The 25,792-nt window shown below is 40.4% G+C and carries 19 protein-coding genes and 1 pseudogene; 12 read left to right on the top strand and 8 right to left on the bottom strand.

Annotated elements, in window-relative coordinates; genetic code table 11:
* Nucleotides 1–5: 5 nt before the first annotated feature.
* On the bottom strand, nucleotides 6–1,754 hold the full coding sequence (mobV, locus tag GJB62_RS31350) for a MobV family relaxase (RefSeq protein ID WP_245246232.1): 1,749 nt from the start codon (nucleotides 1,752–1,754) through the stop codon (nucleotides 6–8).
* Nucleotides 1,755–2,155: 401 nt separating this feature from the next.
* Here mobV and GJB62_RS31345 point away from each other — a divergent pair, with 401 nt between their 5' ends.
* From GJB62_RS31345 to GJB62_RS31330, 4 genes are all read left to right on the top strand, one after another.
* Nucleotides 2,156–2,698, top strand: a complete 543-nt coding sequence (locus tag GJB62_RS31345; protein ID WP_114083238.1) for a hypothetical protein — start codon at nucleotides 2,156–2,158, stop codon at nucleotides 2,696–2,698.
* On the top strand, nucleotides 2,695–3,891 hold the full coding sequence (locus GJB62_RS31340; protein ID WP_114083239.1) for a ParM/StbA family protein: 1,197 nt from the start codon (nucleotides 2,695–2,697) through the stop codon (nucleotides 3,889–3,891). The genes GJB62_RS31345 and GJB62_RS31340 overlap by 4 nt, the downstream gene beginning before the upstream one ends.
* 155 nt (nucleotides 3,892–4,046) lie before the next feature.
* Nucleotides 4,047–4,457 (top strand): hypothetical protein, encoded by a 411-nt coding sequence (locus tag GJB62_RS31335; protein WP_114083240.1) that lies wholly within the window; start codon nucleotides 4,047–4,049, stop codon nucleotides 4,455–4,457.
* Nucleotides 4,458–4,655: 198 nt separating this feature from the next.
* Entirely contained in the window at nucleotides 4,656–5,030 is a 375-nt protein-coding gene (locus GJB62_RS31330) for a hypothetical protein (protein WP_114083241.1), read from the top strand.
* Between the two features lie 322 nt (nucleotides 5,031–5,352).
* Here GJB62_RS31330 and GJB62_RS31325 read toward each other — a convergent pair whose 3' ends face one another.
* Nucleotides 5,353–5,883 carry a hypothetical protein gene (locus GJB62_RS31325; protein WP_114083242.1) on the bottom strand — a complete coding sequence of 177 codons (531 nt, stop codon included), beginning with the start codon at nucleotides 5,881–5,883 and terminating at the stop codon, nucleotides 5,353–5,355.
* 47 nt (nucleotides 5,884–5,930) lie between these two features.
* Between GJB62_RS31325 and GJB62_RS31320 the strand changes: the two genes are divergently transcribed.
* The 4 genes from GJB62_RS31320 (at nucleotide 5,931) to GJB62_RS31305 (ending at nucleotide 12,574) form a co-directional block, all read left to right on the top strand.
* Nucleotides 5,931–11,120, top strand: coding sequence for a hypothetical protein (locus tag GJB62_RS31320; RefSeq protein WP_114083243.1), 5,190 nt, complete (start codon nucleotides 5,931–5,933; stop codon nucleotides 11,118–11,120).
* 239 nt (nucleotides 11,121–11,359) lie between these two features.
* Nucleotides 11,360–11,548: an ATP-grasp domain-containing protein gene (locus tag GJB62_RS31315; RefSeq protein WP_245246231.1), complete on the top strand. Its 189-nt coding sequence runs from the start codon at nucleotides 11,360–11,362 to the stop codon at nucleotides 11,546–11,548.
* Nucleotides 11,549–11,807: 259 nt separating this feature from the next.
* Nucleotides 11,808–12,275 (top strand): hypothetical protein, encoded by a 468-nt coding sequence (locus GJB62_RS31310; protein WP_147262531.1) that lies wholly within the window; start codon nucleotides 11,808–11,810, stop codon nucleotides 12,273–12,275.
* Nucleotides 12,275–12,574, top strand: coding sequence for a hypothetical protein (locus tag GJB62_RS31305; protein WP_114083245.1), 300 nt, complete (start codon nucleotides 12,275–12,277; stop codon nucleotides 12,572–12,574). The genes GJB62_RS31310 and GJB62_RS31305 overlap by 1 nt, the downstream gene beginning before the upstream one ends.
* A gap of 172 nt (nucleotides 12,575–12,746) precedes the next feature.
* Here the strand turns inward: GJB62_RS31305 and GJB62_RS31300 are convergent, their stop codons facing one another.
* Nucleotides 12,747–13,598: an Rpn family recombination-promoting nuclease/putative transposase gene (locus GJB62_RS31300; RefSeq protein WP_069074519.1), complete on the bottom strand. Its 852-nt coding sequence runs from the start codon at nucleotides 13,596–13,598 to the stop codon at nucleotides 12,747–12,749.
* 167 nt (nucleotides 13,599–13,765) lie between these two features.
* On the opposite strand from GJB62_RS31300, the gene GJB62_RS31295 reads away from it, so the two are divergent.
* Nucleotides 13,766–14,146 carry a hypothetical protein gene (locus GJB62_RS31295; protein WP_114083246.1) on the top strand — a complete coding sequence of 127 codons (381 nt, stop codon included), beginning with the start codon at nucleotides 13,766–13,768 and terminating at the stop codon, nucleotides 14,144–14,146.
* Nucleotides 14,147–14,453: 307 nt separating this feature from the next.
* Here the strand turns inward: GJB62_RS31295 and GJB62_RS31290 are convergent, their stop codons facing one another.
* From GJB62_RS31290 to GJB62_RS37720, 5 genes and pseudogenes are all read right to left on the bottom strand, one after another.
* Nucleotides 14,454–15,290, bottom strand: coding sequence for an SWIM zinc finger family protein (locus GJB62_RS31290; protein ID WP_114083247.1), 837 nt, complete (start codon nucleotides 15,288–15,290; stop codon nucleotides 14,454–14,456).
* A 5-nt stretch (nucleotides 15,291–15,295) separates the two neighbouring features.
* Nucleotides 15,296–18,505 carry a DEAD/DEAH box helicase gene (locus tag GJB62_RS31285; protein WP_114083248.1) on the bottom strand — a complete coding sequence of 1,070 codons (3,210 nt, stop codon included), beginning with the start codon at nucleotides 18,503–18,505 and terminating at the stop codon, nucleotides 15,296–15,298.
* 158 nt (nucleotides 18,506–18,663) lie between these two features.
* Nucleotides 18,664–18,954, bottom strand: a complete 291-nt coding sequence (locus GJB62_RS31280) for a hypothetical protein (protein ID WP_114083259.1) — start codon at nucleotides 18,952–18,954, stop codon at nucleotides 18,664–18,666.
* Nucleotides 18,955–18,959: 5 nt separating this feature from the next.
* Nucleotides 18,960–19,919, bottom strand: a complete 960-nt coding sequence (locus GJB62_RS31275; RefSeq protein WP_114083249.1) for a ParM/StbA family protein — start codon at nucleotides 19,917–19,919, stop codon at nucleotides 18,960–18,962.
* Between the two features lie 337 nt (nucleotides 19,920–20,256).
* Nucleotides 20,257–20,453: pseudogene (locus GJB62_RS37720) on the bottom strand (hypothetical protein); the annotation flags it as partial.
* A 412-nt stretch (nucleotides 20,454–20,865) separates the two neighbouring features.
* On the opposite strand from GJB62_RS37720, the gene GJB62_RS31270 reads away from it, so the two are divergent.
* The 3 genes from GJB62_RS31270 (at nucleotide 20,866) to GJB62_RS31260 (ending at nucleotide 25,601) form a co-directional block, all read left to right on the top strand.
* Complete coding sequence (locus tag GJB62_RS31270; protein ID WP_114083250.1) at nucleotides 20,866–21,729, top strand: ParA family protein; 864 nt, start codon at nucleotides 20,866–20,868, stop codon at nucleotides 21,727–21,729.
* Nucleotides 21,729–22,892 carry a ParB/RepB/Spo0J family partition protein gene (locus GJB62_RS31265; RefSeq protein ID WP_114083251.1) on the top strand — a complete coding sequence of 388 codons (1,164 nt, stop codon included), beginning with the start codon at nucleotides 21,729–21,731 and terminating at the stop codon, nucleotides 22,890–22,892. The genes GJB62_RS31270 and GJB62_RS31265 overlap by 1 nt, the downstream gene beginning before the upstream one ends.
* A gap of 465 nt (nucleotides 22,893–23,357) precedes the next feature.
* Nucleotides 23,358–25,601, top strand: a complete 2,244-nt coding sequence (locus GJB62_RS31260; protein ID WP_114083252.1) for an ATP-dependent RecD-like DNA helicase — start codon at nucleotides 23,358–23,360, stop codon at nucleotides 25,599–25,601.
* The last annotated feature ends 191 nt before the right edge of the window (nucleotides 25,602–25,792 follow it).

Raw genomic sequence — 25,792 nt, 5'->3', positions numbered from 1 at the left:
TGCAACTATAGCTCTAACTCCTCGTGTTTTTGTTGTGAGTACCGTTGTTGCAATTGATGGGAGAAATTGATTAACTGCGTATTCCAATCCCGACTTTCGCACTTGAGTTGAGTCGAGTGTGGCAGCAGTTCTTTAACAGCCCGTGCCACTGTTGGTTGACTAAAAGCTACCTGTACATGAGCCACATTACGTAATCTTTCAACAGGTAAATTTGAAGTGTCATCTGCTGCCATGTAAACTGTTCTGTTTTCTGGTATTCCTTTAACCTGATATTCCAGCATGGCTACTGAAATGGCATCAATGGGAGAAAAAGACAGCACGACAGTACTAGTTTGTTCGTTAGGCTTTTTCCCCAAAGTAAAGTAAAACCAGCTATCACGGCGAACAGTACCTAACTCATAACCAGAGAAATTATTAACTGCCCCTTCTAAAAATGCTCCTTTGGTCTTTCCGTTGAGATCCCGCATCACAAACACTACATTTGCTTTTGAGTCGGCATAAACTAGTCCTTGGTTATGTAACATTTGTACGCAATCAGAGGGTATGCCTCGTTTCTGAGTTAGGTAATGTTCAACACCTGACCAATTAGCTTTATCCTCAATCGGTGGAGTGAATTGCGGTACTGGTTGAGTTTGGATAATGTCCGCCGCAACTTTTTGAGCATGAGCCATCGCTGCACGTTTTGCGCCGACTTCACCAAATCGCTCCCCGATCCATGCGATCGCAGTTGTTTGGTTGCATTGATTAACGTGTTTCACCAAATCAATTGCATCATTACCTTCAAAATGAGAACCGGAAGCAAGGTCGCTAAATTTAGAGCCATCTATATTAATGATGTGGTTTCCTCCTACCCATTCATTCCCTTTACGCCACAGCCCCAACTCCCAAGCAACATCATCCAAAGCTAAATCAGTTGACCATTCGGTAAGTTTTTTAATTGATTGATTATCTTGCTCCAATTGCTCTATCCGCCGCCGTAACTGTTCATTGTCAAGTGCAAGAGCTTTGGCTGTAGCTTCCATCTCTTCCTTACGCTGATTCGCCCTGTCTCGGTCGGCAGCTTTAGCCTTCAACTGCGCTGCACTTAGCTCATCAACTTCTAAATCGCGCCCCTCCTCCACAATGCGGTAAAAGTCCTTGATGTCCTGGTGCTGCGCTCTACTTCCCTTGATACCCCGCTCTAGTCCAATTAGCCGCATTGTCTGGTAGTACGAATCCTGAAATTGTTGGATCTTCTGCCGCCCGTCAAAGAAATGATTACAGCGCAATTGCCCTTGATCATCAAGGGGGACAAAATAAGCGTGAATATGGGGCGTGGCTTCATCTAAATGCAATTCGGCGCGGACAATGCGATTGCCATATTCATCCGCTAACCACTGGTGAGTCGCTTCTACCCAGTTATCCAGCTTTTGGGGTTCATAGTAACCAGCTTGAGTGGGGCAGTCGGGACGGAAATAACTGGGCGATGCACTCAACAGTAACTCCACGCAGTACACCGCATCAGTGCGAATCTTCCGCTTCTGCTCCGAGTCCCCTATCTTGGCTAAGACTAAATCCTCTAGTCGTTCCTCTGGGTTGAGGCTACCGATGAACCGAATATTTTTTTGAGTGGGATCTGCATTCGGGGTTTCTCTTTCTCGTGCAGTGTGAGATGCACTCCCTGATATATTACCCCGCTTTAATTTTTTTAATCGCGCGATCGCGTAGCTCATGGCTTCACATCTTGGATAAACTTGGTATGATTTTGTTATCACGCTGATTTACCCAAAATCGGAGCAATTGCGACTAGTCGCCAAAATAGCTAAATTGCTCAAATGCGAAAAAGTGAAGATAGTCGTAGTAAGTACGATTATTTTAGCGGCTTGAAAGACTTTTTGAAGGAACTCTAATACCTAACTAGCTCAAGTGCTTACATAGCAAAGACCCCAGGCATTTAGTCGCCTGATTCTAAGCGGTGAATAATTTGGGTACGAATTACGCACGAATACTCATAAATGAGGGAAAAAGCGCAACGCAGTGAAAACACAGTGGAAACGCAATTGAGAGAAAAAGGGGGATTTCTCCGCCTAAATACTCATTTAGACTACCCGCAATACTCATTTTTGTATCAAGTATTGCAAATGTAAACAATAAGACAATTGTACTGATTTTTAAAATGAACAAACAAGTCAGCAAAGACGTTGAACTGCCAAGAGTAAAACGGAGACATGATTCTTGGGATGGAAGAACTATTGAATACTTGGTGAATCATCGCTCAAAAAAGTCGGCAGGTGAACTGACAATGGAAGCAGTGACAAGTTACTGGCTAATAGAAGCATTAGTGGGAAAGGTAAGTAAAGAGGAATTTATTGAAGCTTGCTTGTCGAGTATTGGGGAATTGGAAGGAAAGCTAGTAAAGATTAGAATTTTAATGCAAAAGGTTTCTAATTCTTTTGAAGTAGATAGTAGTGCGATTTTGCCACCACAACAAATAGAGCAGAACAAATCACCGATTTTAGAAAAAAGCTTGCCAATCTCAACAAATGTGATTCGCAAAGAGAAAGAAGAACAAGAGGAACTAGAGCAAACAAGTCAGCAGGAAGAATCCTTATTATCTGATGATGATTTGGGATTAATGGACTTGAAAATGACACCAGACTTATTAATGGCTACTCAATTGTTGGGATTTGACGAAACAAACGGTAATAAAAATTTATGACAACTACAAATACTAATCAGGACAAATCAAGCCAAGTCGTACAGTTTATACTGACGGCAGACTTGGGGGGTAGTTCAACCAAAGCGATCGCTCAGATTTATCCGGCGGGAGTGCCATTTGCATTGTGGATGAGTCCAGAAGTTGCCGATGTGGGAGAGGGTTCAACCAAACATTTAACTGTAGATGCGCTGCCTGATGATAGCGCTTGGGTGAGAATTGGTCAGGAATATTGTGTATTAGGGAGTATTGCAAAAAGAGAGTTTGCTGGAACTGCGGCACTGCAAGATTTGAAGTCTGACTATGCCTTATCAAAGGTTGCTGGTTTGTTGTGGCTAGCTAAACGTCAAATAAATGTAGATATTCACGAAATGTTTCTCCAGATTTTGCTACCACCTGGAGAAGAGAAGAATGTACAAGATTTGGCTAAAAAGTTTGTCTTGAACTATAGGCAAGGAGTAATAACGCCAACGGGAAGAATGAAAATTAAGGTCAATAGCTTCAAAAATCTTCCTGAAGGAACAGGTATTATTTCTTACAGAAATCGCGCTCTAGGGAATGTATTTTCTCAAAAAAATATAGGATTGTTAATGCTGGGTCATCGTAATGCTAGTTTTACCCTTTCAGAAAAAGGGAAAGTAGCAAAGAAAGAATCGACAGACTTGGGGATGAATTGGGTGTTACAAAAGTTTGTCGAACGTACTAGCGTAGGACTATCGAAAGATGATCCGTGTATAGCGGCGGCTTTAGTGGAAGCAAGTAAAGGTAATTTCACTGCATTACGAAATTTGTCACGTAGGAATACATCATCAGGAATTAACTCGGATTTAGAGTTGTTTAAATCAGTTTTAGAAGTGATTCGGGATGAATACTGTCGAGCATTGCTGCGCTGGGTGAAAAACCATGTACCATTAGACGAAGTTCTCATCTGTGGTGGTACTGGTGAGTTTGTGCGTCGAGAACTGACACAATATTTTCAAACAGAAAGCATCCCTATCGTTTGGAATGGTGGAGTAGTTATTCCCAAATCGTTAGATACTGTTGGCTTGGGTGAGCGACTGGCTGATGTTTGGGCAACTCATATTAGTTATGTGAGAATGCTGGATGAAAATTTTTGCTATGAGCGCAAACAGAAATTAGTACCAGATTCTTATTCTCCAGCAGTTAATCATCTCACTTCTATCAATAGAGTGTAGCTCATCTCTTGCACTTGATGTTAGACAGATATTCTGTCTAACATCGTAAAAGCCTCTCTTGGTAAGAGATATGCTTCAACTTGCACCTTTCCTCATCTGAAAGTGCGATCGCTCTAACACTAACAAGCGTGAACAATTAACATTGGCAAATTAAGATGGCTAAAACGACACATTTGCAGGTACAAGAATTATCACGATTTGCCCAAGAGCAAGACTTCAATCAGCAATATCGACAGTATTTTGGCGATGTCTGGGACGAAGTTGGAGTTAAAGATATCTCCAGAATGACCATCCAAGATGCCGAGCAAACCTTGAAGGTACTAGCTGATAGTGAAGCATCTCCCCAATTCATCAAATCTCTACTAGCACAAGCAGCAATTGATGGTGCGTCACCGCAGGTTTTAGAGTATTTTTTGAGTAGTGACATTGACGACTATGGGCGGACTCTGGCACAAGAATTATTTCAGGATCAAACGAACCCGTTGGAGGCGGATACACCTCTATCATCATCGAAAGCACAGGTTCTATCCTCATCTCTACAACCAGATTTGGAATGGAAAATATAGCATAAACTCGCTAAGTTTACTAGTTACTCTAGTACCGATTTTTTCAGTACTAACGTAGCTAGTTCTTTTTTGAAAGCATATTTAAACTTCTTAAGTTAGATACGAGTTCCATTTTTCAAAAAGCACACTAGGGTGTAATTGACGTAATCGATTACACCTGTTTTCTCAACTAACTCCTAAATCAAGTGAGGCCATAGTATGACTATATTAGGTATTAATAGACCTTTAGATACAACCCAGGCAAAACTGTGGGATGAGCGCGATTTATCTACAAGCGATCGCCGCCGAGAGCATCTAGAAATTCTCCTGTGCCAGAAAGTACAGATAGGTGAAGACCCTACCTTGTGTAAGCAAGTGTTGAATTATTTGTATTTCTCGGCATTTCAACAGAATCTCAATCGCATTACTGTCCAAAAGGAGAAAGAAAAGTCGGTCTTTGCATCCGTACAGCAAGTGATTATTACGTCTTTTGCTATTTTAGGGATGTTTGCGTTCCTTGCCGCCGCTTCCAACAAGTCAGTTGTGCGCTCGTCTGGGGTAATCCCTCCAACTATAGAACGGCAAGCCAATTAAGCAAACAATTCGCTTTTTCGCCCAGCAGACAACTGAAGAACAACTGAAAGTAATGTGGGCTGAAGTAGTCAGAGAACGCTCGGTATTCAATTCACTGTACATATTAATTATTAGAGCCTTTGTCATCTTAGGAATGATTGCATTTTCTAACGGTTTTTATCATCAAAAATTCACCCCAAATCAATGAATTTAATCACGAGGTTTGGGGTAAATTTACTACTGATATTGTTTGCTAAAAAACTTAGCATCACGTTGCCCAAGCAAATTTAGGTGTTAGGAAATTAGAAATAGAGCGAAATCTCCCTATTACTCAATTTGCTAACTAAAATGCTGTGTCCTTGTCGAAAGGTAGACTGTCAACATCCTCAAAGTTACGCAGGTCTTGCTCCATCTGCTGCCGACGTTGAACGTATGTTGTGCTGTTTCCAATCCTCCCTTCCATCAACCATTCACCAAAGTTGATGCCTTGTTCTACGTGTGAGGCAGACATTTTATTATAATGATCAACCTCCATTTTCTTACGCCACTCAAGCTGCTCTAGCGCACTTTCACTGATGCCAATTTTCTGAGCATATTCTACATATTCAGGTCGGAGAGAACCATCTGGGTTAAACTCCTTTTTCTCTTGTTCAGTGAAGAAATCGTAGGCTGTGTAGATTGGCCACGGCTCTGGATCAGTCTCGTCCAGGTGCTTCCACTCGTCGTATCTTGCTTTTACTCTACGAGCGTAGTCATCGACTGCTTCTGGATGTGCGCCAAGAGATAATTTCTGTTGTCTTACTTCATCTTTTAAAGTTCCATCTGCATTGAATTCTTTCTTATGCATATTTATCCAACGCTTAATTCTCGACATACAAACCTCTCAAGATATTAACCAAGTTTCATGAAATTCTTAAAACCATGACTCTGGAAATTAAACATTTTGATCCCAGGCTTAATCAATGGATTTATACAGATGAGCGTAAAACTATTTTAACTGAAAAGCTCAGTAACACTTTACTGGAATTTTACTTTCCTGATAAAAAATTCTCATTTGGATATTCAGATGAATACAGTACAGACGAAGACTTAAAAAATCATCCAGATGGACACCTTTTACTATTATCTTCAAAAACTCGCTTACTTTATGGAGAAAAAGAATGTTTAGAAACGATTCAAAAAATTTGTCCAGATAGTAAAGACCGTGGGGCTTATGGTTCCATCTTCCTTGGGGCTTGTAAAAATGCGATTCACGAAAAGCTAAACATTTTGGTAGTAGATGATTCTACTGAGAACGGGGGTGAAAATGGAGGGATATTATCAAATGATTTGGCATATAAATTAGTTGGCGATTGCTATGGGCAGATTTCAACACAACTTTATGACAAAGTAACCTTAAGAGAATCCCAAGCAGATAAAAGCTATCGTGTAATTCAGCATCGGTTTGGTTGGGTGGATGGAGTTGGAGAAGATACTACTAAATATCGTTTTGGCAAAGGAACACTCCGACCATACAACTTAGATGAAATAGAATATGCAGATCCCAAGAGCAAACCAAAAATAGACATAATTCTCCCTGTGAGTAGTTTTAAGGGAACTGACAAGGATAAACCCAAAGGCGCTACTAAACCGCAGATTAAACCAGGATTATATCAGCAAAATATTTGGTTAGCTGAAAAAGCACAATCTCAACAAGGTCAGATGTCTATTTCCCAACTATTGGCATCTTTCCCTCATGGGCTTAAAGATTTTGTCGAGGAACTAGAGGTACAAGCCCAAAGATTAGCCTCTATTCAAGATGACCCAAGAATTGTTGCTGCTTGCTATTGTGAAAGATACGAAAAACGCAAAGAATCATTGAACCAAAGTAAATTAAAAATAGGAGAGGTCACAAATCAAGAAATAGATGTTAAAAACTTAGGAAAAAATGACGATTTAGATACAGATGAGGAATTAGATGACGAGAATACTAAAGATGACTTGTTTATGTACAAACTCATTAAAGCTGATTTACTAGGGCATCAGCAGCTTTTAGAAACTGAGAAAGTCAAACAGGAATTAAACCGTTTTGTACAAAGTGAGTGGCGAGATATTGCTATTGGGAAAACGCTTACTTTTGACCGAGCAATGATTATTCCTTCCAAGGAACTCAAAAATGGTGAAATTTGTGTCCCTTGGCTTGATGAGCAAGAAAAAATTCTTAACTTCCGTTCTCCTTTTCTCAACTCCAATGGTTTGTGTGTTTCTAATAATAAACACGTTGAAGATCGTGTTGCTCCAGATGGTAAATCTTTGCAAGGCATAATTGTAGTCAATGACGAAGACCACAAGCGCATACAAGCCAGAATTAAAGAGTTAGAAGCACTCTTGGTTGATGTTGATTTTATTGACCCAGCAGAAACCGAATCAGAACGCCAAGCACGAGACTACGATGGTGACTGCATTGGTGTAGCACGAGCTAGCTTATATCCTAATCTGACAGCAGAGGCAGAGCGAAGAAATCTTCCCCAAAACGCCTATTCGCCCACAGTTAAACTCAAAAAACAATCATTTTATTTGGAAGATGGAACCCAGCCCCCATTTGAAAAAATCGCTATCCACATGAGCGATAGCATCAGCGTGGGCATAATCAACAATCAAGTGACAGCACTGGAGGCATTAGAATCGGAAATTGAGGTACTTAAAACTTACGGAACTATCGAACAACAATCAACTTATTTAGACCAAGTTTCTAGCCATTATCAAAGTTTATTTGAACAGGAATATGGCGAGAAGCCCAAACCAATTAGAGCAGAGTACAAACCTTTCATGCAATCTGTTGTAGCTCTAGCAGAGAATCCTAACAGAACGCCAGAAATTATTCAGCAGGCGATGGATGTTAACCGCCTGATGTACCGGGAAATGATTGGTGAGGGATGTTATCAAAACCAAATAGCGGTTGATTTATTCAAAAGTGCTAAAAAACCGGAGATGGATAAAATCCGGGAAAACAGCCGCTACTTGTATCGTGATGTTAATTATATTAAAGATAAGAAATCTTCGTCAGTTTATTTAAACACGGGGATAACACCAAAGGGCTACTCACCAGTAGAATTATTGATTAGCCAAACTAATAAATATTTCCAAGAATCACAGTTAGAATCGCGTCCCATAGTCCAGTTTAAAGACTTATTCAAAGGAGTAGAATTTACACCACAGCAGAAATTTGCAGCGATCGCCGCCAAATACGAATTTGATCTGAAGTTCAACGCTGCGGTACGTATGGAGCGACGGCGGGAAACCGAGAAAGGGCCATCAGCAATCATCCAAACTCCACAGTCTTGCCAACTCGAAATTACCAATCTCACCCATTACGAACATCCTCTGATTTGGAAAGCCCAAACGTTGAACATTCGCCTAGACGAAATACCAGAGAAATGGCGAACTAAAGAACGCCCTCATAAATTATTAGCAGTTGCACAGATAGATGGCGAGGTTGGGAAAGATGGAAAACCCGCTTACCGCAACCTGGGGACAGTTAGCCAACAATCTGTGACTGACCACAACCTCAAGGTGGGGATGGCCATGCAGGGAGCTAAACTCCTAGAACTAAAACCAGAACTTACTAGAAGCCAAACTAAATTACTTTTCGACAAGGCACAAGAGGCGGCTCTCGCATTTTATGCGAAGATCCCAGAGTCAGAAAAACTTGCTCTATCCGCCGCCGCTTGGAACATCTGTGCATCTCGCCAGGATGAACTTGAAGTTGCAAGAAAAGAAAACGCAAACCCCCAAGCGATCGCTAAAAAAGTTTCTAATTTCGCCTTCGCTGCTTTCCCCAATGAGATTATCTCTCGCTTAGATAAATTGCAATTTACTGAACCGAAGTTAGTCACACTGAATAATGAAGCGAATCAATTTTTGGGTCGAGACTGGAATCCCACCGAAAAACACCCGATAGAAATTAGAGCTAGTCACCACCCAGTCGGACATGAGCGCCATGTTTCCAGGCTAATGTTTGTCCAGGATAGTGACGGCGAATATAAGGAATTCGCCATGCTCGAAACCAGAACCGCACAGCTTCCCATTGGAACGAAAGCGCTCTCTTGTATGGTTGGGGTAGAACCTGCCACAGCATCAGCAACTATTGGACTGCTAGGATTTGAGCCGGTTGAAATTACTATCCGTGAACTCAAGAACTTCTCTTATGCAGGGCTTGTTTTTAACGCCGAACCGGTCAACTTGGAATTTGGCACTGTGCCGATGACTGACAAAACAGTAAAAATTAAATTAGATGCTTTGACTCTGGGCGAGTTAGACAACGATTCCCTTCAACAGTTAAAACAAATTGATTACCTGAAAAATGGTAATCCCCTAAAATTAAAGCTCACGTCAATCTCCGAAACTGGAGATCAAGCTTTTGTCCTGGGTGAATCTCCCAATGGGAATCTCCTCAAAATTAATAAAATTAACTTTTATGATTTTTCTGGTCAGACATTCAATGATCAAGATTACCGAAAACTGAGTATCGAAACCTCAGCTTCTAAAACTAGAGATGCTGTGTTTTTGAATGGTGAACCCTTGGGGGTATTGCACTTCAAAAAAGACAAAGACGCGCTCAGACAACTTGGATTGCTCAAAACCGGACAGCTTACACTCGCGCCTGCAATCATTGAAAGTAATTTTTCTGTTGTTTGCGCTCAAATTGACCCTAATACCGTTGAATATCCTCAGAAGTGGACGAAGGAATTTCAGGCTTTTGGGACTCAATCAGTTAACCCTCAACAACTATATATGATTGATAGTAGTGCAAAAATTCTACATCAGATTAAAGAGCGTCCTACTTTCTTATTTTCTACCCAATCAAACAAAAAACTTGGAGTCATGGGTCTGGCTGTTGACAACCAGAAAGCTGAGACTGTGACTAAATGGTTAACTGCTCAAAAAGTTGAATGTCAGCAAGTACCAATAGAAGATGTGATCAGGGAAACTAAAAAAGGTCTAGCGGTATTTAACTTGGTTGATAGCTCCATCCCTGCCAAAACTTTGGAGAACATGACCAAGAAATTTGGGGCAATTATTGAAACGGATAGTGACTATCAACAAAGAGTTAATTCCCTCGCCACACGACCACAGTTTTTGAAACCTCCATCTCAATCAGCATTGTCCCCACCTCAACAAAGCGCTCAATTCCACCCAAATCAAGAGGTTCAAAATCTCGCCGTCGCCTCTCCTGTCATCAAAGGCAAACCGATTCCGATGAACTACCCTTTAATGATGCATGGTGAGCCGAACCCACTACCTGTAAATACTTGCATTGATGCCATGCGCGGATATGGCAGAACTCACACTACTAGAGCTAAAGAGCCTTACAAACAGTATGGGCTTAAGGAAGGCGATATTGCTCTGGCGACAGGCATTGATAAGCAAGTCGCCTTTCGAGTGGGTAAGCAGTATCGAATCACACCTGATATGATTGCTGACCCTGTTTATCAACAGCAATGGGCTGACATGGAAAAGCACTCACCCAAAGCATTACCAGAATTGTTCACAGGCAAAGGGCAGGTCTGGGGACTACATCTAGAGCCATTGGGGGATTATGTGGAGGGTTTTATAGTCCCGTTTCCTGAACTACAAAACAGAGCCGCACCCAACCAAGAAGTCCAACCTCAATCAGTTACCATTGATGACTTGAGAAATTGGTACAATACCGCAGATAAGTTAGGGAAGTCGGAGAATTACAAAAAACGCATTGTGGAAGTTGCCAATCAATTTAAAGCTGGTGAGCAATTATCAGCCGAAGCGTTGACAGTAATGAATCAAGATACATTTGAGCTTGAAAGAATCAGTCGGCTGACTCAAATTGCTCAAAGGATTGGCATGATCTGGGGTAAGTCTAATGAAAATGCCACTCAAGTTCAAGGAAAAATTTATGACTTGGCTTTCAATACCCAGCAGAGAGATTTAACTATTTCGCAGAAAAATGGGGAGGTAATTTTAAACTTACAATCTGGCAAGGTGCAGACTAATAAAGTAACTCCACAGATATTGCAAACTTTTGAGGATGCTAATACTCAAATTGATAAAATACTAGCTAAATCTCAAACACAACAAATAGACATACAAAGATAGATTTATCCTAAAATAGCCCTTTTCAGCAATGAAAAAGAGAATCAAGCTATGAAGAACAACAGGGGTAGCTTATACAGACCAGCAGGAAAATGTTGTGTTTATCAAGCGGGGTTTAGATGATGAAAAGTCAGGCACACTCGTTTGGGATACTGCACGGATTGACAATCGTTGTACGGAGTAGCCCAAAAACAGCGAACGCTCACAGGGCTTGTTCCGCCTGAAATTGGATGGAGAGGCAGATGATAAATGAAGAAATTCCAGAGATTGTCTTTGAGTGTGCCAAGCGAATTGAGAGCCAGTTTTTCTCTGTTGATGTGATAGAGCGTAGAGATGGTACTAAGCGAATCGTAGAAATTGGTGATGGGCAGGTATCAGATATTATTGGATGGACGGCTGAACGTTTTGCTCAACTGTGGATTGATAGTTAACAAGCCCATGAAGTGGATTGCCAACAGAAAAGATATTGTTTAGGTTATAAAGTCTGAGTAAGAAACAAAAGTAAGCAAGAAAATTTCAACTTGCTTAAAACCACAATGGAGAAGGCTTTCAACTTCTATTACCTTGCAACTTCCAAATGCTGCCGTAGCTTAAAAATTGCGATCGCAGGAAGCGAGAAACCTTTCAGTAATCAATTATTGCTTCAATCCGTCTTAGGTTAGCATCTTTCTTACCTGTTTTGGCACAGTTATGCCAAATATGCTAGATACAAAGGTAAAACAACTGCCAATGCTCGATTACGTCAGTGCAGGAATCGCGTTTTACATTACAATGCTTCCCGTACAAGAGTGGATACTGGAATTCCGCCTTGGTTATCTCGGTCGCTACTGGAGCCTGATAAGTGTTGCTGGCTTATTCATTGGCTTTTTGCTCTGTGCGCTGATATTTGTGCCATTGATTATTAACATGGCACTAGATCCGTTCAAATATCCAGATAATGCTGCGATGAGTGCGATCACTGCGGTGATTGTTGGTGCAATACTTTGGCTGGGACAGTGGCTGATCCTGCGACAGACTGAGATGACACCGAGAATTTTTGCGCTGATCAATACGGTAGTTGGAATTTCTGTCTTCTCTGTGCTGGTGTGGTTCAATCAAAAAAGTTTGCAATGGAGTGGTAGCCCGATTGAAGGCTTAATACCGGACTCATCTTTCTAATGGGTGGTACAGTTACCGGAGCGGCGACGGGTAAAGCATTAGATTTTTACTGTGGACGAGTTGAGCAGCGATTAATCAAACTTGAGAGGGAGAGGGTAGAACAAGAAACCCAAGAGCGAGAAAGGCTTTTGAAAGAAAGAATTGAGAAGGAGAAATTAGAGCAAGAACGTTTAGAAGCAGAGATGGCAGAACGGAAAAGGATACAGCGAGAGGCGGCTCAAAAGGAAGAACGTTTGTGGTACGAAAAACACGGTCAAGACTATGCAGATTATGCAGATTATGAGGATGAGGAAGAGTAACTTTGTGCTGTAATGAACCGATTAAGTCTGTTAAAATTCGCTTTTGCCCTTACTGGGGTTTTTCGTATAAAGAGTCTGTTAATTCTGTTGTGGTTTGAATAAGATTTTGGGTGCGATTCGTTGTCAGGATAATCGCACTCATTTTCTTGTTCACCCATCTGTACAACTGACATTAATTTTCTTGAGAAAGAAGAGCTTGTAACTGCTGAACTTGTTCAAGACTTAAACCCGTGACTTGTGAGATTTCTTGCACAATCATTCCTCTTTTGAGTAAATTTAATGCAATCTCTTCTCTTGTTTTTTGAGCGCCTTCCTGTTGCCAACTTGTAACAATCTCCATAATTTCCTCCTGTTCATCTAATCCCATTGTACTGATTGCCGCTTGAAAGACCTGTTTCTCAGTATCGTCGAGCCTCAAATACGTATCAACGAACCCAGAAATTAGTTGCATTCTTGCTGGGTCTAATTTTAAGGTCGCCAGCAGCCGCAAACATTCCGCCTTCACCTGTGGACGTTCTTGCTTGGAAATATTCATCTTTGACATTAATGCTGCCGCCACCGGATTTGGCTGCGTGAGAAAATCGCGCCAACTTAAACGATTCAACTGGATTGCTACAAACTGAAATTCCAGCACTTTTAAATCTCCAAAGGTGACGCGATAATTTTGGGGTTCGGCGCGTTTGGGTTCATCAAAAGAAAAAATTACAACTGGGTAAATCGGTAAATCATACTTTTCATGTAGGCGCGCAAAATATTTAAACATCCGCTTTGCAAAGGCTGTTTCAGTGTAAGACTGGTTTTCAACATGAATTAGAAAACAAGTATCTTGCTGTTGATAACGCACCTGCGCCAGTAAATCAATTTCCTTCTTTTCGCCAGAAGTGACATCATTAAATACTTCTTGGGGTAAAAGCTGGATGGAATTACGATCTATTTGGCTGGCTACTTGAGGTAGAAACAAATCAAGAAAATCAATAAAAAACGTAGATAATAATTCTTTGAAAAGGCGGTCGTGGTCAATCATAATATTTATCTTTAACTTTCATAACAATCATTCTATTTTCAGGTTAAGATTTTTACTAAAGCTCAGTATCGCATATACTAAATATCTCTGCAATCCACTAGAATAAAGAGATGATAATCTGATTTATGTATATTAGCTATTAAAACAGACTTCATGAGATACAAGCTATGAAATTATCAGACTTATCAGCAGAAAGCCTAGAAAAAATTAAGGCAGTTAGATGGGATAGGATTATTGAGAAACATGAAGGGCCAGAGGATTGGGAATCAGTTCTCAGATATGAACAGCCAGACTTTTTGTCAGTTCAAGGATGCCCGATATTATTACCTGTAGATAAATCACATCATTCTAATATCACCATAATTCGGTGTATCTGGAGTATAGATAACAACTCTGTAACTGTTTTTCTGTCTGATACTACCTATGAAGATGATCCTTTTTTCTCTGGATTTATGGCGGTATGCGATCGCTTGAAGGGAGAGGAATTTTTTTTAGCAGTTTTATATCATGAATGGTTTATTATTGAAAGAGCAGGAGTTTTTGAATAATCCTGTTACGTTAGGATTTTCAAATATTATTCAATAATAATTAAACTACTATCTCATTGCCCGATAATATGCTCTTGACCAATAAATTCATCAAGTGTCCGTGGACGCATCCGAGCCGCTAGGGGTGCTGATTCTTCAGTTATTTTTGCAAGATGCTGGTCAAATAAATCCATTATTAAATACGTCTTCAGAAGTGGAGTTTTTCAAGGCATAAAATATGTGCGTATGCTTTTTCAAGGTAAAAAATTATAACGGCAATTAGCATCTAAAAAGAAATTACTTTACGATGTCGTTATCAGCGCTGAAATCAGAACTGATGATTTTTGGTTTTGACTCGCTGATACAGTTCTTCCATTGTTTCAATAAAGGAAGCATCATTGTGCCAGAAATCAGGAAAATCCCCTTGTTTCTTAATCAAAATTGCACAGATACTACTTGGAGTCGCCACTTCAATAGTTTGTGGTAATCGCTTTGTACCTAACCAAAATTCTCTGGCATTTGGCATTTGCTTAAGAGATTGTTTTTCTAGCTTAGAGTACAGCGAATTAGAAAGTTCTAAAGGAATTTCCTTAGTATTCAGTTCCTCAGATAGAGCTTTTCCCAAAGGAGAATCAGCTAATTTGGCTTGAAGTTCTGCTTTCGATAATCCCCGTAATTCAAATAACAACCAGGGATTATTATCTAATTGAGAAGCTACTAAATAGTAAACTCCAGCAATGTGCTTACAGGGATTAGCATAATCTGGGCAAGAGCATTTAGTTTTGAAATCCTTACTACTATGGGGCAATAAATGTAGTCCCAAATGAGAGAAAGTATCTTCAATATTTTCTGGGACTTCATTTAGTAGCAATCGAGAAATGATGCTGGCTTTAGAAGAAAGCTTTTGGATAGCTTCATTCCAATGGGTTCTAGCAATAGGTGTAATCTGAATCTCTATATTATAAGTTGGTTCTTTGTAGACTCCAAAATAGGGATTAACTGAGCCTCTGACTTTGGCAGTAATTTTATTTAAGTCAATCTCAAAGCTTTTGACTTTACCACCGCTAGCATAAGAGCGTCCTCTTTTGAGTCGGTTATCATCTGTAAAAGCTTCTAGTGCTTGAATAAAGCGATCGCCCCACCAAGTCCGACTAAATTTAGCCATAATATCTACTCCAAAATTGCACTCTTGTTCAATGAAATCAACCGCTTAAAGGCTTCATTATCTAATTCGGTGAGCCAAGATTCATCGCTACCAACAACAGCATTAGAGAGTTTTTTCTTATCCTCAATCATTTGGTCAATTCTCTCTTCTAGAGTTCCAATGGCAACAAATTTATGCACAAAGACATTCTTTTTTTGACCAATACGGAAAGCACGGTCAGTTGCTTGGTCTTCAACTGCTGGGTTCCACCAACGGTCAAAGTGAAAGACATGGTTGGCTTTCGTGAGGGTGATACCTACGCCCCCTGCTTTCAAGGAAAGGATAAAAACCGATGGTTCTGTATTTGGGTCTTGAAATTCGGTAATCATTTGTTCTCGACGTGGGCGACTAGTGCCACCATGCAAATAGTAAGTATTGCAATGCAGACGATGTTTGAGATGTTTTTCAATTTTTTCACCCACTTCCGTAAATTGACTAAAAATGAGTAAACTTTCTCCTTCATCAACTGCCTCCTCAACCATCTCTGCTAACCGACTGAGTTTGTGCGAACGCAGTGGTGAAAAATCGCTCCCATCTTGGAGAAATTGGGCTGGATGATTACAAATCTGCTTCAATTTCATTAGGGTTGAAAGAATCAATCCTTTGCGTTGAATTCCCTCTGCTGATTGCAATTGTTTTTCTACATCTAGTACCACCACTTCATAAAGCGATGCTTGCTCTTTGGTCAGGTTGGTGTAGAGTTTTTGCTCAACTTTATCTGGCAAATCATTAATAATAGATTGGTCAGTTTTTAACCTTCGCAGAATTAGAGGTTCTACCAGTTTTTTCAAGGTGGCAGATTTCACACGGTCGTTGTCTTTTTGAATCGGAATCTCAAATATTTTCCGAAACTGGGCTTCTTTACCCAAGTAACCAGGATTGAGAAAGTTAAAAATTGACCACAAATCCAGTAAGCGGTTTTCTACAGGAGTTCCTGTTAATGCCAGCCGATGTTTAGCTCTTAATTTTAAAATAGCTTTAGTTTGGGTAGCTTTCGGATTTTTAATATTTTGTGCCTCATCCAGTACTAAACGTTGCCACTCGATGCTGCTCAATAACTTTTCATCTTTGCGGACTAAAGTAAAAGAACTAATTATCACATCGTTTTGTTGACAAGCAGCTTTAAAATCAGCTAGATTTTGCAGCCTAGTGCTACCATGATGCACCATAGTTTTTAAATGAGGTGCAAATTTGGCAATTTCCTTCTGCCAGTTGCCAACAACAGAAGTCGGGGCAATTAATAGTGTCGGTAAGGCAGATAAAGAATTAATCTTTTCTCCTACTTTCAGAGCTTCATGTAACTCCTTCTCTTGCACTAATCTGGCAATCACCTGCACGGATTTACCTAAACCCATATCGTCTGCCAAACAGCCATTTAATCCCAAATTTTCCAGATATTGTAGCCAGGAAACACCACGTTTTTGATATTCTCGGAGTGTGCCTTGCAGATTATCAAGTTCAGAAATTGGTTCTAGGCGACTTTTATCTTGTAGCTTTGCGATCATCTCTGACAAAGCTTCATCATGTTCAATTTCCCATTCTGACCCCAATTCAGCACTGCATTGTAGAAACTCCAGTAAGGTCGTCTGGGGTTGTTCGTTACCGTGGGACTGCCAAAATTCGAGTAACTGCTGCATTTTATCCCGGTCTAATTCCATCCATTGACCGCGAAAATGCACTAGGGGAGTTTTAGCATTAATCAGTTGTTCCCATTCAAGAGGTGTGACAGTTTGCTCCCCAATCGCTAACTCATACTGATACTCCACCAGTGAGTCTAAGCCGAAATAGCTTTTTGTTTCCCCTTTCGTTGCAGCAAGTTTGCTACCCGATGCTTTGAGACGAATTTTGGCGCGACGACGACCAGTGGGAGTATACCAAGCAGGTACAATTACTTTGAATCCTGAGTCTTCCAGTACCCAAGCACTTTCAGTCAGGAAGTCAAATGCTTCATCTAAGCTAAGTTGCATTGCGATTGGACTCGCTGTTTCCAACCCAAGCCAGAGTTTGGGATACATCCTGGCTGCATAACCCAGATTCAGCAGCAAATTTGTTTCAAAATCTTTACCAAAATCTTTATGTACAGCAGCTTTGGAAAATTGATTCATTGTCCAGTAGTCTGCTAACGCTAACTTCAAGGATGGATCTTGTTTACTGGCTACTAGAAATTGAATTTGCCAATTGTCTATTTGTTCATTATCAGGAGAATGTAACTGGAAGCACAGATGAAAAGGTGAATCAGATTGAGTACGAGTAATTTTGGTTTTCCATACCAACCATTGCTGATATTCCTCAAGGGCAGTATTTGTTGTGAGTGGGTTATGCTGACGAGGATAAAAGCAAGATTCAATTAGAGAATCAGCAATTTGTTTGTCAAAAGCGGCTGTAGATGGGGTGTGAGTTACTAAATCGTGAAGTACATATTCGGAAAAGTGACGCAATAGTGTTTCTTGATCAAAAAACTCAATAGGATAGCTAACTGTTGCTTTACCTGCCACACATATTAGTGGCATATATTCAATATATTTAAGAATATTTGCTTCATATTGTTCGGAAATAATTTCCCAGGTGGCATAAATTTCAAATGCTGCTTTATCAGTCTTGCTTTTGCCTTTTTTCTTCGGATTTTCCGATGATAACTGTCGATATTTTAGTGCGGGAATAAATTGGTCTTTGAGGATTACTTGTTTAAAACTTTGAGTATAATGATACCAAAATAATAAATCTGAACCAATTTGAAACTTCTCCGCATTATATATTGCTAAAAAATGGATATCTTTAAGTAGTTTAATAATATTAAGTGCGGTGACGTTTTTGGTAGACACTACTGTTTCATAACAATCAATCTGCCAATATTGGAATTCTTCATAGCTATCAGTCAACTCAATTTCTAAATATTTGGTTAATTCTGGTGAGGGTAGGGGCTGATTATTGGTGGTTGGTAAGGCAAAGTATTTAGGAGATATGCGTTGGGAAAATTTAGTATTGTCTTCTTTAATTCCCAATTCTTCTACTAAAAAGGCGATTAATTCGGATTCTACCAAGTGTCCCGGATGAATTTGTTGACTATTGGTGTGACTTTTTTGAGATAATTGAGTTTCTACCCACAAGTAAAAAGACCCTGACTGGATAAAGTCAGTTTCCTCGTTTGGTATCCAGGTGCCATGAAGTATTCTCATTGTTGTGATGTCTCTGGATTGTTCGGAAATTCACGCGCCTTAGAATTACTTTAGCAAACAGAGGTGCTAGAATTATCTTCTTTATGCAAAAGAAAGCGATGTGTTCTTGTGCGATCGCTTGATTTACGCACTATAGAGGCAGCAGTCCCATACTTCCCTTACAACTCAAAATCAAGAATGAAGGTTTGGTCATCCAAATTTTCTTGCTTTTCAATAATAGATGGCTCTTCAGTCGGCGGCTGAAATCTGTTCTCGTCAGTAGTAATCGGCGTGAAAGCTACTTGTTTTGTGGCTAATCCAGCCTTGATGAAAACAAAATAGCAATCAATAATAAAGTAAAGCGTCTCCAGGTAACTTTTACCTAGTTGTTGGGACTCTGCAAATATGCGTTCTCGATAGTTTTCTTTAAGCCGAATTTTTATCGGAGCTAAGTCTTCTTTATCTGTCATTGTGATCATTTAAGAGATGTAGTAGGCGAATTCTTGCTGCTGATGGCTTTTGCCATCTCTAAAAGCCCAAAGACATTAGCTTCTACCGGGTTGTCCAGTATTTTGAACCCGTTTTTCTCTAAAAGCTTCTTAAATCCTGGTAACAGGCAGCCTCCACCAATCGCCCAGATTTCATCCCCTTGGTGCTTGGCATCAAGTGTCAAATTCACCACTTTCTTCAAGTATTTTTCATACCAATCTTTTAAGCAAGCGCTGTAAACATCTTTGATATCAATGTCCCGGCTGTACCGAGTATGCCCCATTTCCAGACAAAATCGGATTTTGGATGCATCCCCAATTTTTCCGCCATTTAAATGCTTCATCTTTTGGGAAATATCATTGATGAGAACTTCTACGCCAGTGGGGTAGGCGGTGTGAACTTCTCGTTTCCCTTGGTTGTAACGAGAATACAGAGTTGTGCCATTGCCAAAATCTAAAATAGTTAATTTTTTCGGTAGTTGATGCCCAAACAATGCACCCATCCCCTCTAGCACAACTTTCAGGACTTCTATCTTCACGTCTGATTGTTTGCCAGCAAGTATTGGCTGATATTCTCCGTTTAGTACTTTTTGCAATTCGTCAGCTAGACCAACATCATGTAAGCTAACGACTAATTTTAAATGCCAAGCCTTACGGTGTGGAAGATGTGCCAATGCACCGAATAATGTCAACAGTGCATTATTGACTTTGTTTTCATTGTTATCAGTGTTTCGGTCAAAATAATTTCCTGTACGAAAAGCTGATTCTCCAACTGTGTAAGCACTACCGTTAAAAACGACCCTCCCAGGTACGTCTTCCATCTCGGCATTGCTTATATAGCTGGGCACACGAACAACTTCAAAGCCATCGACTAAAAGTTTTAGGCTTCCATAACCGTTGTCAAAGCCAGCAGGAAAAATTTTTTGCAAGGTGTGAATGTTAGACATAGAGAGAAAGGTAATAGATTTTGATTTGTGAAAGTTATCTGTTGAGGTGAAGTGGGGAGCAGAGAAGAGATGAATAAAATAACTACTCTTTTTTTCTTCAGCGTCAAAAAAATATCATAACCTCTTGGGGGCTAAGTGGGGTAAAACCTCACTCAATCGAATGTACCCCATGTAGCCCCCATGTAGCCCCCATGTGGGAGTCAAATTTTGCTCAAGCCCCTAAACTGCTTTGGGGTACATATAGCCCCCATACAGCCCCCATGATTTTTTTTGAAATCTTTTCTATCAACGCAGCAAAAATTAATTTAGATCATCGTTGACAGCTTGATTTATACTTTAGTGCCTCTGTAAGATGTTCAGGGTGATAAGCGTGGTCTAGCAGGATCGTGATTTTGAGGATAGCGACGGGTTTCGGCTGGAAATAAGCGATGTTGAGAGTTAATATCTCAATTAAACCTGATCATCTGAGACATTCGCAGGGGTGCAGTGCGTAAAGAAGGGAAGGCTGGAGTAGCTAAAAAATATTGCTGAAATAACTTATAACTGCCGGATTTGACTCAATAAGGGGTAACTGATCTACAGATGGGAGTGGAAAAGTTTAATCTTTGTAATTGGCTAGTCCAAAGCTATGTTTCTTTTAGTTCTGATGTCTTCCTACAGTTACACCCCAAAGATGTTATTGGTGGGCTACTGGTAGGTAGTAGAACAGTAATAATTAGCGAATCTTAGAGCAGAATAAATTAACCTTAGCCATATAGGGTTCGGTTATGAAACTAATGTTAGTTTCATAACCGAACCGTATATTATGTCTTAAGTTGCCACTATCAAAGATTTGAGGAGCCTTGTTATGTAAAACAACTTTTTTCTGAAATCCCGGCTTTTTCAATTAACTCAGTTGTTGATAATAACTAAAACAAGAAAGATGTGAGTTTAAAAAGACATTGTAATGAAAAAGAAAAAAGTTAAAAAGCAGATCCGACTAACAATTGCTAGTAATGCAGGTGGGTCAGGTAAAACCACGGTAGCAACCCATTTAGCATATGCTGTAGGTGCCAAAGGTTATAAAGTTACCCTAATAGAACTGGATCAAAACGGTTCACTATGTATTTTTGCAAGGCTTGCACCAGCATCAATGGAACAGTCTCTAGCTGCTGTCTTCAAAAAAACATTTACAGGTGACTACCCACTTGTTCCACTTTGGACAGAACATCTTTCCACGGTGACGGCTATTCAGGGAGGGAAATTTCTCGAAGAAAGCATTGCAGAAATATATAACTATAATCGCCGTCACTACACACTGAAAGATAGATTAGAAGATTTTCCCTTAAATAGCGATTTGATTATCTTTGATACTCCTGCTTCCTTAGAGCCTATGGGTTTGATTGCACTAGCAGCTTCTACACATGTGCTTGTTCCTATCAAACCAGAATATAAAGATACAGGAGCTTTCGCAGGTTTTTTAGATTGGTTTTATAGTAAAGTAGACGATTTGAGATTGAAGCCTCAACCTGAAATATTAGGGTTTGTACCTACACGAGTAGATTTATATGGCGTTGGGGCACATCGAGATATTTTAGGTTTAGACAAAAAAGGCAACCTCAGAACTGATATTGAGCCTGAGAGAACTCTTCCCTTTCTAATTAAACAGATGGGAATCCGATGCTTTCCCTACATTCGAGAATCTAATTACTACCTTAAAGCTAGTGGTTCTGGATTACCCTTAAATTTATATCGACCTGGTTATGATGCTAGTGAAGACTTTAAACCTATTGTGACTAGCTTAATCAAATTGATGACAGAGGAACTGTGATGTCAAGTAAAAAACCTGTAGAAATTAGTCAACTGTTTGGCCAAGCAGGTCAGTCTCAGCAAATTCACCAACTTAAAAGTCAGATAGAGAAACTCGAAGTAGAAATTACACAGCTGCGAGCAAATGTATTTAGTTCAGAAGAAAAAACTACATTAGAGCAACAAATTGAGCAACTCACTAATCAACTGGCTACTCAAGGAGGGATACATGAAATTGCTGTAAGTCTTATAGATCCCGATCCGGCTCAACCAAGACAAACATTTCCTCAATTAATAATCCAAGAACGAGCAGAAAGTCTGCGTCGGCAAGGTCAGCAAAATCCAATAGTGCTTATTCCACAACTTGATGGACGCTACAAAATATTTGATGGAGAACTCAGATGGAGGTCAGCTCCATCTGCTGGAATGACAAAACTGAAAGCTGTCTTTCTACCTAAAGAAGATACTTCAGATGAAGTCGTGGTTTTTGAGGGTCAATTAGTAAGTAGTATTCACTCCCAAAAACTTCATGACCTTGACTTAGCAACTGCTCTTATTCGATTAATTATTTATAAATATCCCGATCTGAGCGGACGAGAAGACGAGATTCCAAAGTATTTGAATGCTTTCATTAACCGACTAGTCCGCAGCAAGAAGCTTCAATATCTCGCACTGATTAAAGATTCTGATCTAATAACACAACAAGAATGGCTAGAAACATCTGATTTCAAGGAACATGAGGAATATGAGATTGTTTCAGTATTGTTAGGACTACAACTGAATCCAGTATCGATTAATAACAATATCTTTCCTCTTCTTAAAGTGACGGAAGACCTCAAAAATGTCATTCGCTCTGAAGGGCTAGAAACCAGCAAAGTTAGAGAACTTAATAAATTATCCTCTGAACAGATGAAAATTGATGAATCTGAAGCTTTGATGATTCGTACTCAGGTAACTAATCGAGTCATTGAAGAAAAACTATCATTGAGCCAAACTAAAACACTAGTTAAACAAACCTTAGAGCAGTATAGTACTTCTAATTCTAAAGCCAAGCAGAACAAACAGATGGACAAAACTATTAAGGATATCCAATCAATAAATTTAAAAATATTGGAACAGACACGACTTATTAAACTACGCCAAGTCCTTCAAGAAAAGCTCGATGAAATTAAAACCCTGATGTAGCAAGCAGTTATTGTAATATAGTTATCCTGGACAAAGTGAGTTAACAACTCAAGGTGTTATCTAATTTGTTCTAAACGTTTTTGTTCACCTCGTTGATAATAGATATAACCAGGATCGCTTTACTGCTGCGAAAGCTACCGCCCTCCTCAAGTACCCAAAAAATCACTAGTCTCACTTAAGAGGAAATCTAGAACACCGATTCGGTATTCAAAGTTATGATGAAAAACTCAAGTTTCTTTTAAGTGCAAGAAGGAAATTGTCGTTGAAATGACCTAAAAATCTGATTTTCCAGCCTCGCCTTTTATTACTGAATCGGTGTTTTAGAGCTATGACATATAGGAGTGATAAAGGGAAATTAGGGTGAGTTTTCGATGACACTAATGCAGGGTGTATTGCACAGTACTTATGTACTATAATAACTCCACTCCCAGTATTATAATGATGTGCGGCATCTGATGATAAGCAATGTCCACTCCCCCTAATCTTTCCCCTCAACAAGTAAGCACCTTCCCTCAACAGGAAACAATCACCGGAGTTGTAGAACGTTTAACTTTTTACTCTGCTGAATCGGGTTACACAGTGGCAAGGCTGACTCGCCCGCGTAGCACCGAACTGACAACAATTGTTGGCAGCTTTGCTAATATCCAGCCAGGGCAGACTTTACAACTAACTGGTTTCTGGCGTGACCATCCACAATTTGGCCCCCAGTTCCAAGTAGTCAATTACAAAGAAACCAAACCAGCTACTCTCACTGGAATTGAAAAATACTTGGGTAGTGGGCTGATTAAAGGTGTAGGCCCAGTCACAGCAAGACGGATTGTTGCTCACTTCGGTTTAGAAACGCTCGACATTATCGAAAACCAGATTGAACGGCTGATTGAAGTCCAGGGTATTGCCAAAAAGCGGATTAAGTTAATTAAAAATGCCTGGGAGACACAGAAAGCCATAAAAGAAGTGATGGTGTTTCTCCAAGGGCATGGCGTTTCTACCACTTATGCTGTGAAGATTTACAAGCAATATAAGGATGAAGCGATTGCCACTGTTACCAAGAACCCCTATCAGTTAGCAGCCGATATTTACGGGATTGGCTTTCTGACTGCTGACAAGATTGCGAGAAATATCGGAATTGCACCAGATTCAGAATTTCGTTATCGTGCGGGGATTGTCCACTGTCTAAGTGTTGCCGCCGAAGATGGTCACTGTTACCTGCCACAAAGCGAACTGATTGAGTCGGTAATCAAACTACTGACTACCGAATCTCATCAGCCCACAGAAGAAGCGGTCGCGATCATTATTAAAGATATGGCTCTGGCAGACGAGCTGATTAGAGAGCGGGATGAAGAAAAAAGGCTACTTTGCTATAAGCCGACTTACTTTCATACGGAACAGAATTTAGCTCAACTGATACGCCAACGCTTGGAAAATCCTGTTGGTACTGACATTGAGCGTGTGCGTGATTGGATTGACCGCTTTACTGCTAGCCGGAAAATTCAGCTTTCAGAACAGCAACGCCAAGCTGTAGAAACAGCAGCCTATTCCAAAATCATGATTTTGACTGGTGGCCCTGGCGTTGGAAAAACCTTCACAACTCACACCATTGTCAGCCTGTGGAAAGCAATGGGGAAATCTATTGCCCTGGCCGCACCTACTGGACGGGCTGCTCAACGCTTGGGTGAAATGACCGGACTAGAAGCCAAGACGATACATCGCTTGTTAGAATTTGACCCCCGCTCAAGGGGTTTCAAGCGCGATAGCGAAAATCCTTTACCCCATACAGCAATTATCGCTGACGAAGCTTCGATGCTTGATTTATTTCTAGCTTACTCTTTGGTTAAAGCAGTATTGGCTGGCGCTTTACTGTTGTTGGTGGGTGACATTGACCAGTTACCATCTGTGGGCCCAGGTCAAATACTCGCTGATTTGATTAATTCTGGTTGCGTGCCAGTAGTGCGGTTAACTCAGGTATTCCGCCAAGCTCAAACAAGTGCAATTATCACTGCTGCTCATCAGATTAATCGAGGAATTTATCCCACGATTGAACCGATTTCTGACACACCTCAATCTGACTGTATTTGGCACGGCGGCGGACATCAGCCCGAACATGGTGTACAGGCAATCTGCGAGTTGATTACCGATTTGATTCCACGCTTAGGTTTTAATCCTGCCACTGATGTCCAAGTGCTTTGCCCGATGACACGGGGAGTAATCGGGACTCGTAACCTGAACACAGTATTGCAGCAGTTGATCAACCCACCCAGCCCCAGCAAGGTGGAGATTAATAGAGGTGGGAATTTGTTACGCGAGGGCGATCGCATCATCCAGCTAACCAACGACTACAACCGCGAAGTTTTCAACGGCGACTTGGGAATAATCCTCACCATTGATACTGTAGAGCAGGAAGTTACAGTACTGTATGGTGAGCGGACTGTGGTTTACGATTACGCTGACCTGAATGAAATTGCCCTTGCCTGGAGCATTTCGATTCATAAAAGCCAAGGCTCAGAATATCCGGTGATAGTTCTGCCAATCTATATGCAGCACTATATGATGTTGACCCGGAACCTGTTTTACACCGGGCTGACCCGTGCCAAGAAGTTAGCGATCGTGGTTGGAGCAAAAAAAGCGATATCTCTGGCGGTGCGCTCTACTGATGACCAACGGCGGTACACAAGGTTACAGCAGAGGTTACTTCAGGCAGGACTGCATTGATATGCCTTGGCTATTAAATAATTCGTAATTCGTAATTAAGTTTTGTGATGGGGATTTAGACCCCGACCCAAAACTTGCGCGATTTTGAACTGCGGGATTTAAACCCACGGTACTCGGTTAAAAATAGAAAATTTTAATGAGCTATTTGATTTATACTTTTAAATCCCCTTGGTTTAAAAAAGTCGAAAAGT

Source organism: Nostoc sp. ATCC 53789, from assembly GCF_009873495.1.
In the GTDB taxonomy this organism is placed as follows: Bacteria; Cyanobacteriota; Cyanobacteriia; order Cyanobacteriales; family Nostocaceae; genus Nostoc; species Nostoc muscorum_A.
Note: the sequence above shows the minus strand (reverse complement) of the source record. Positions and strands in the feature narration are given on the sequence as shown.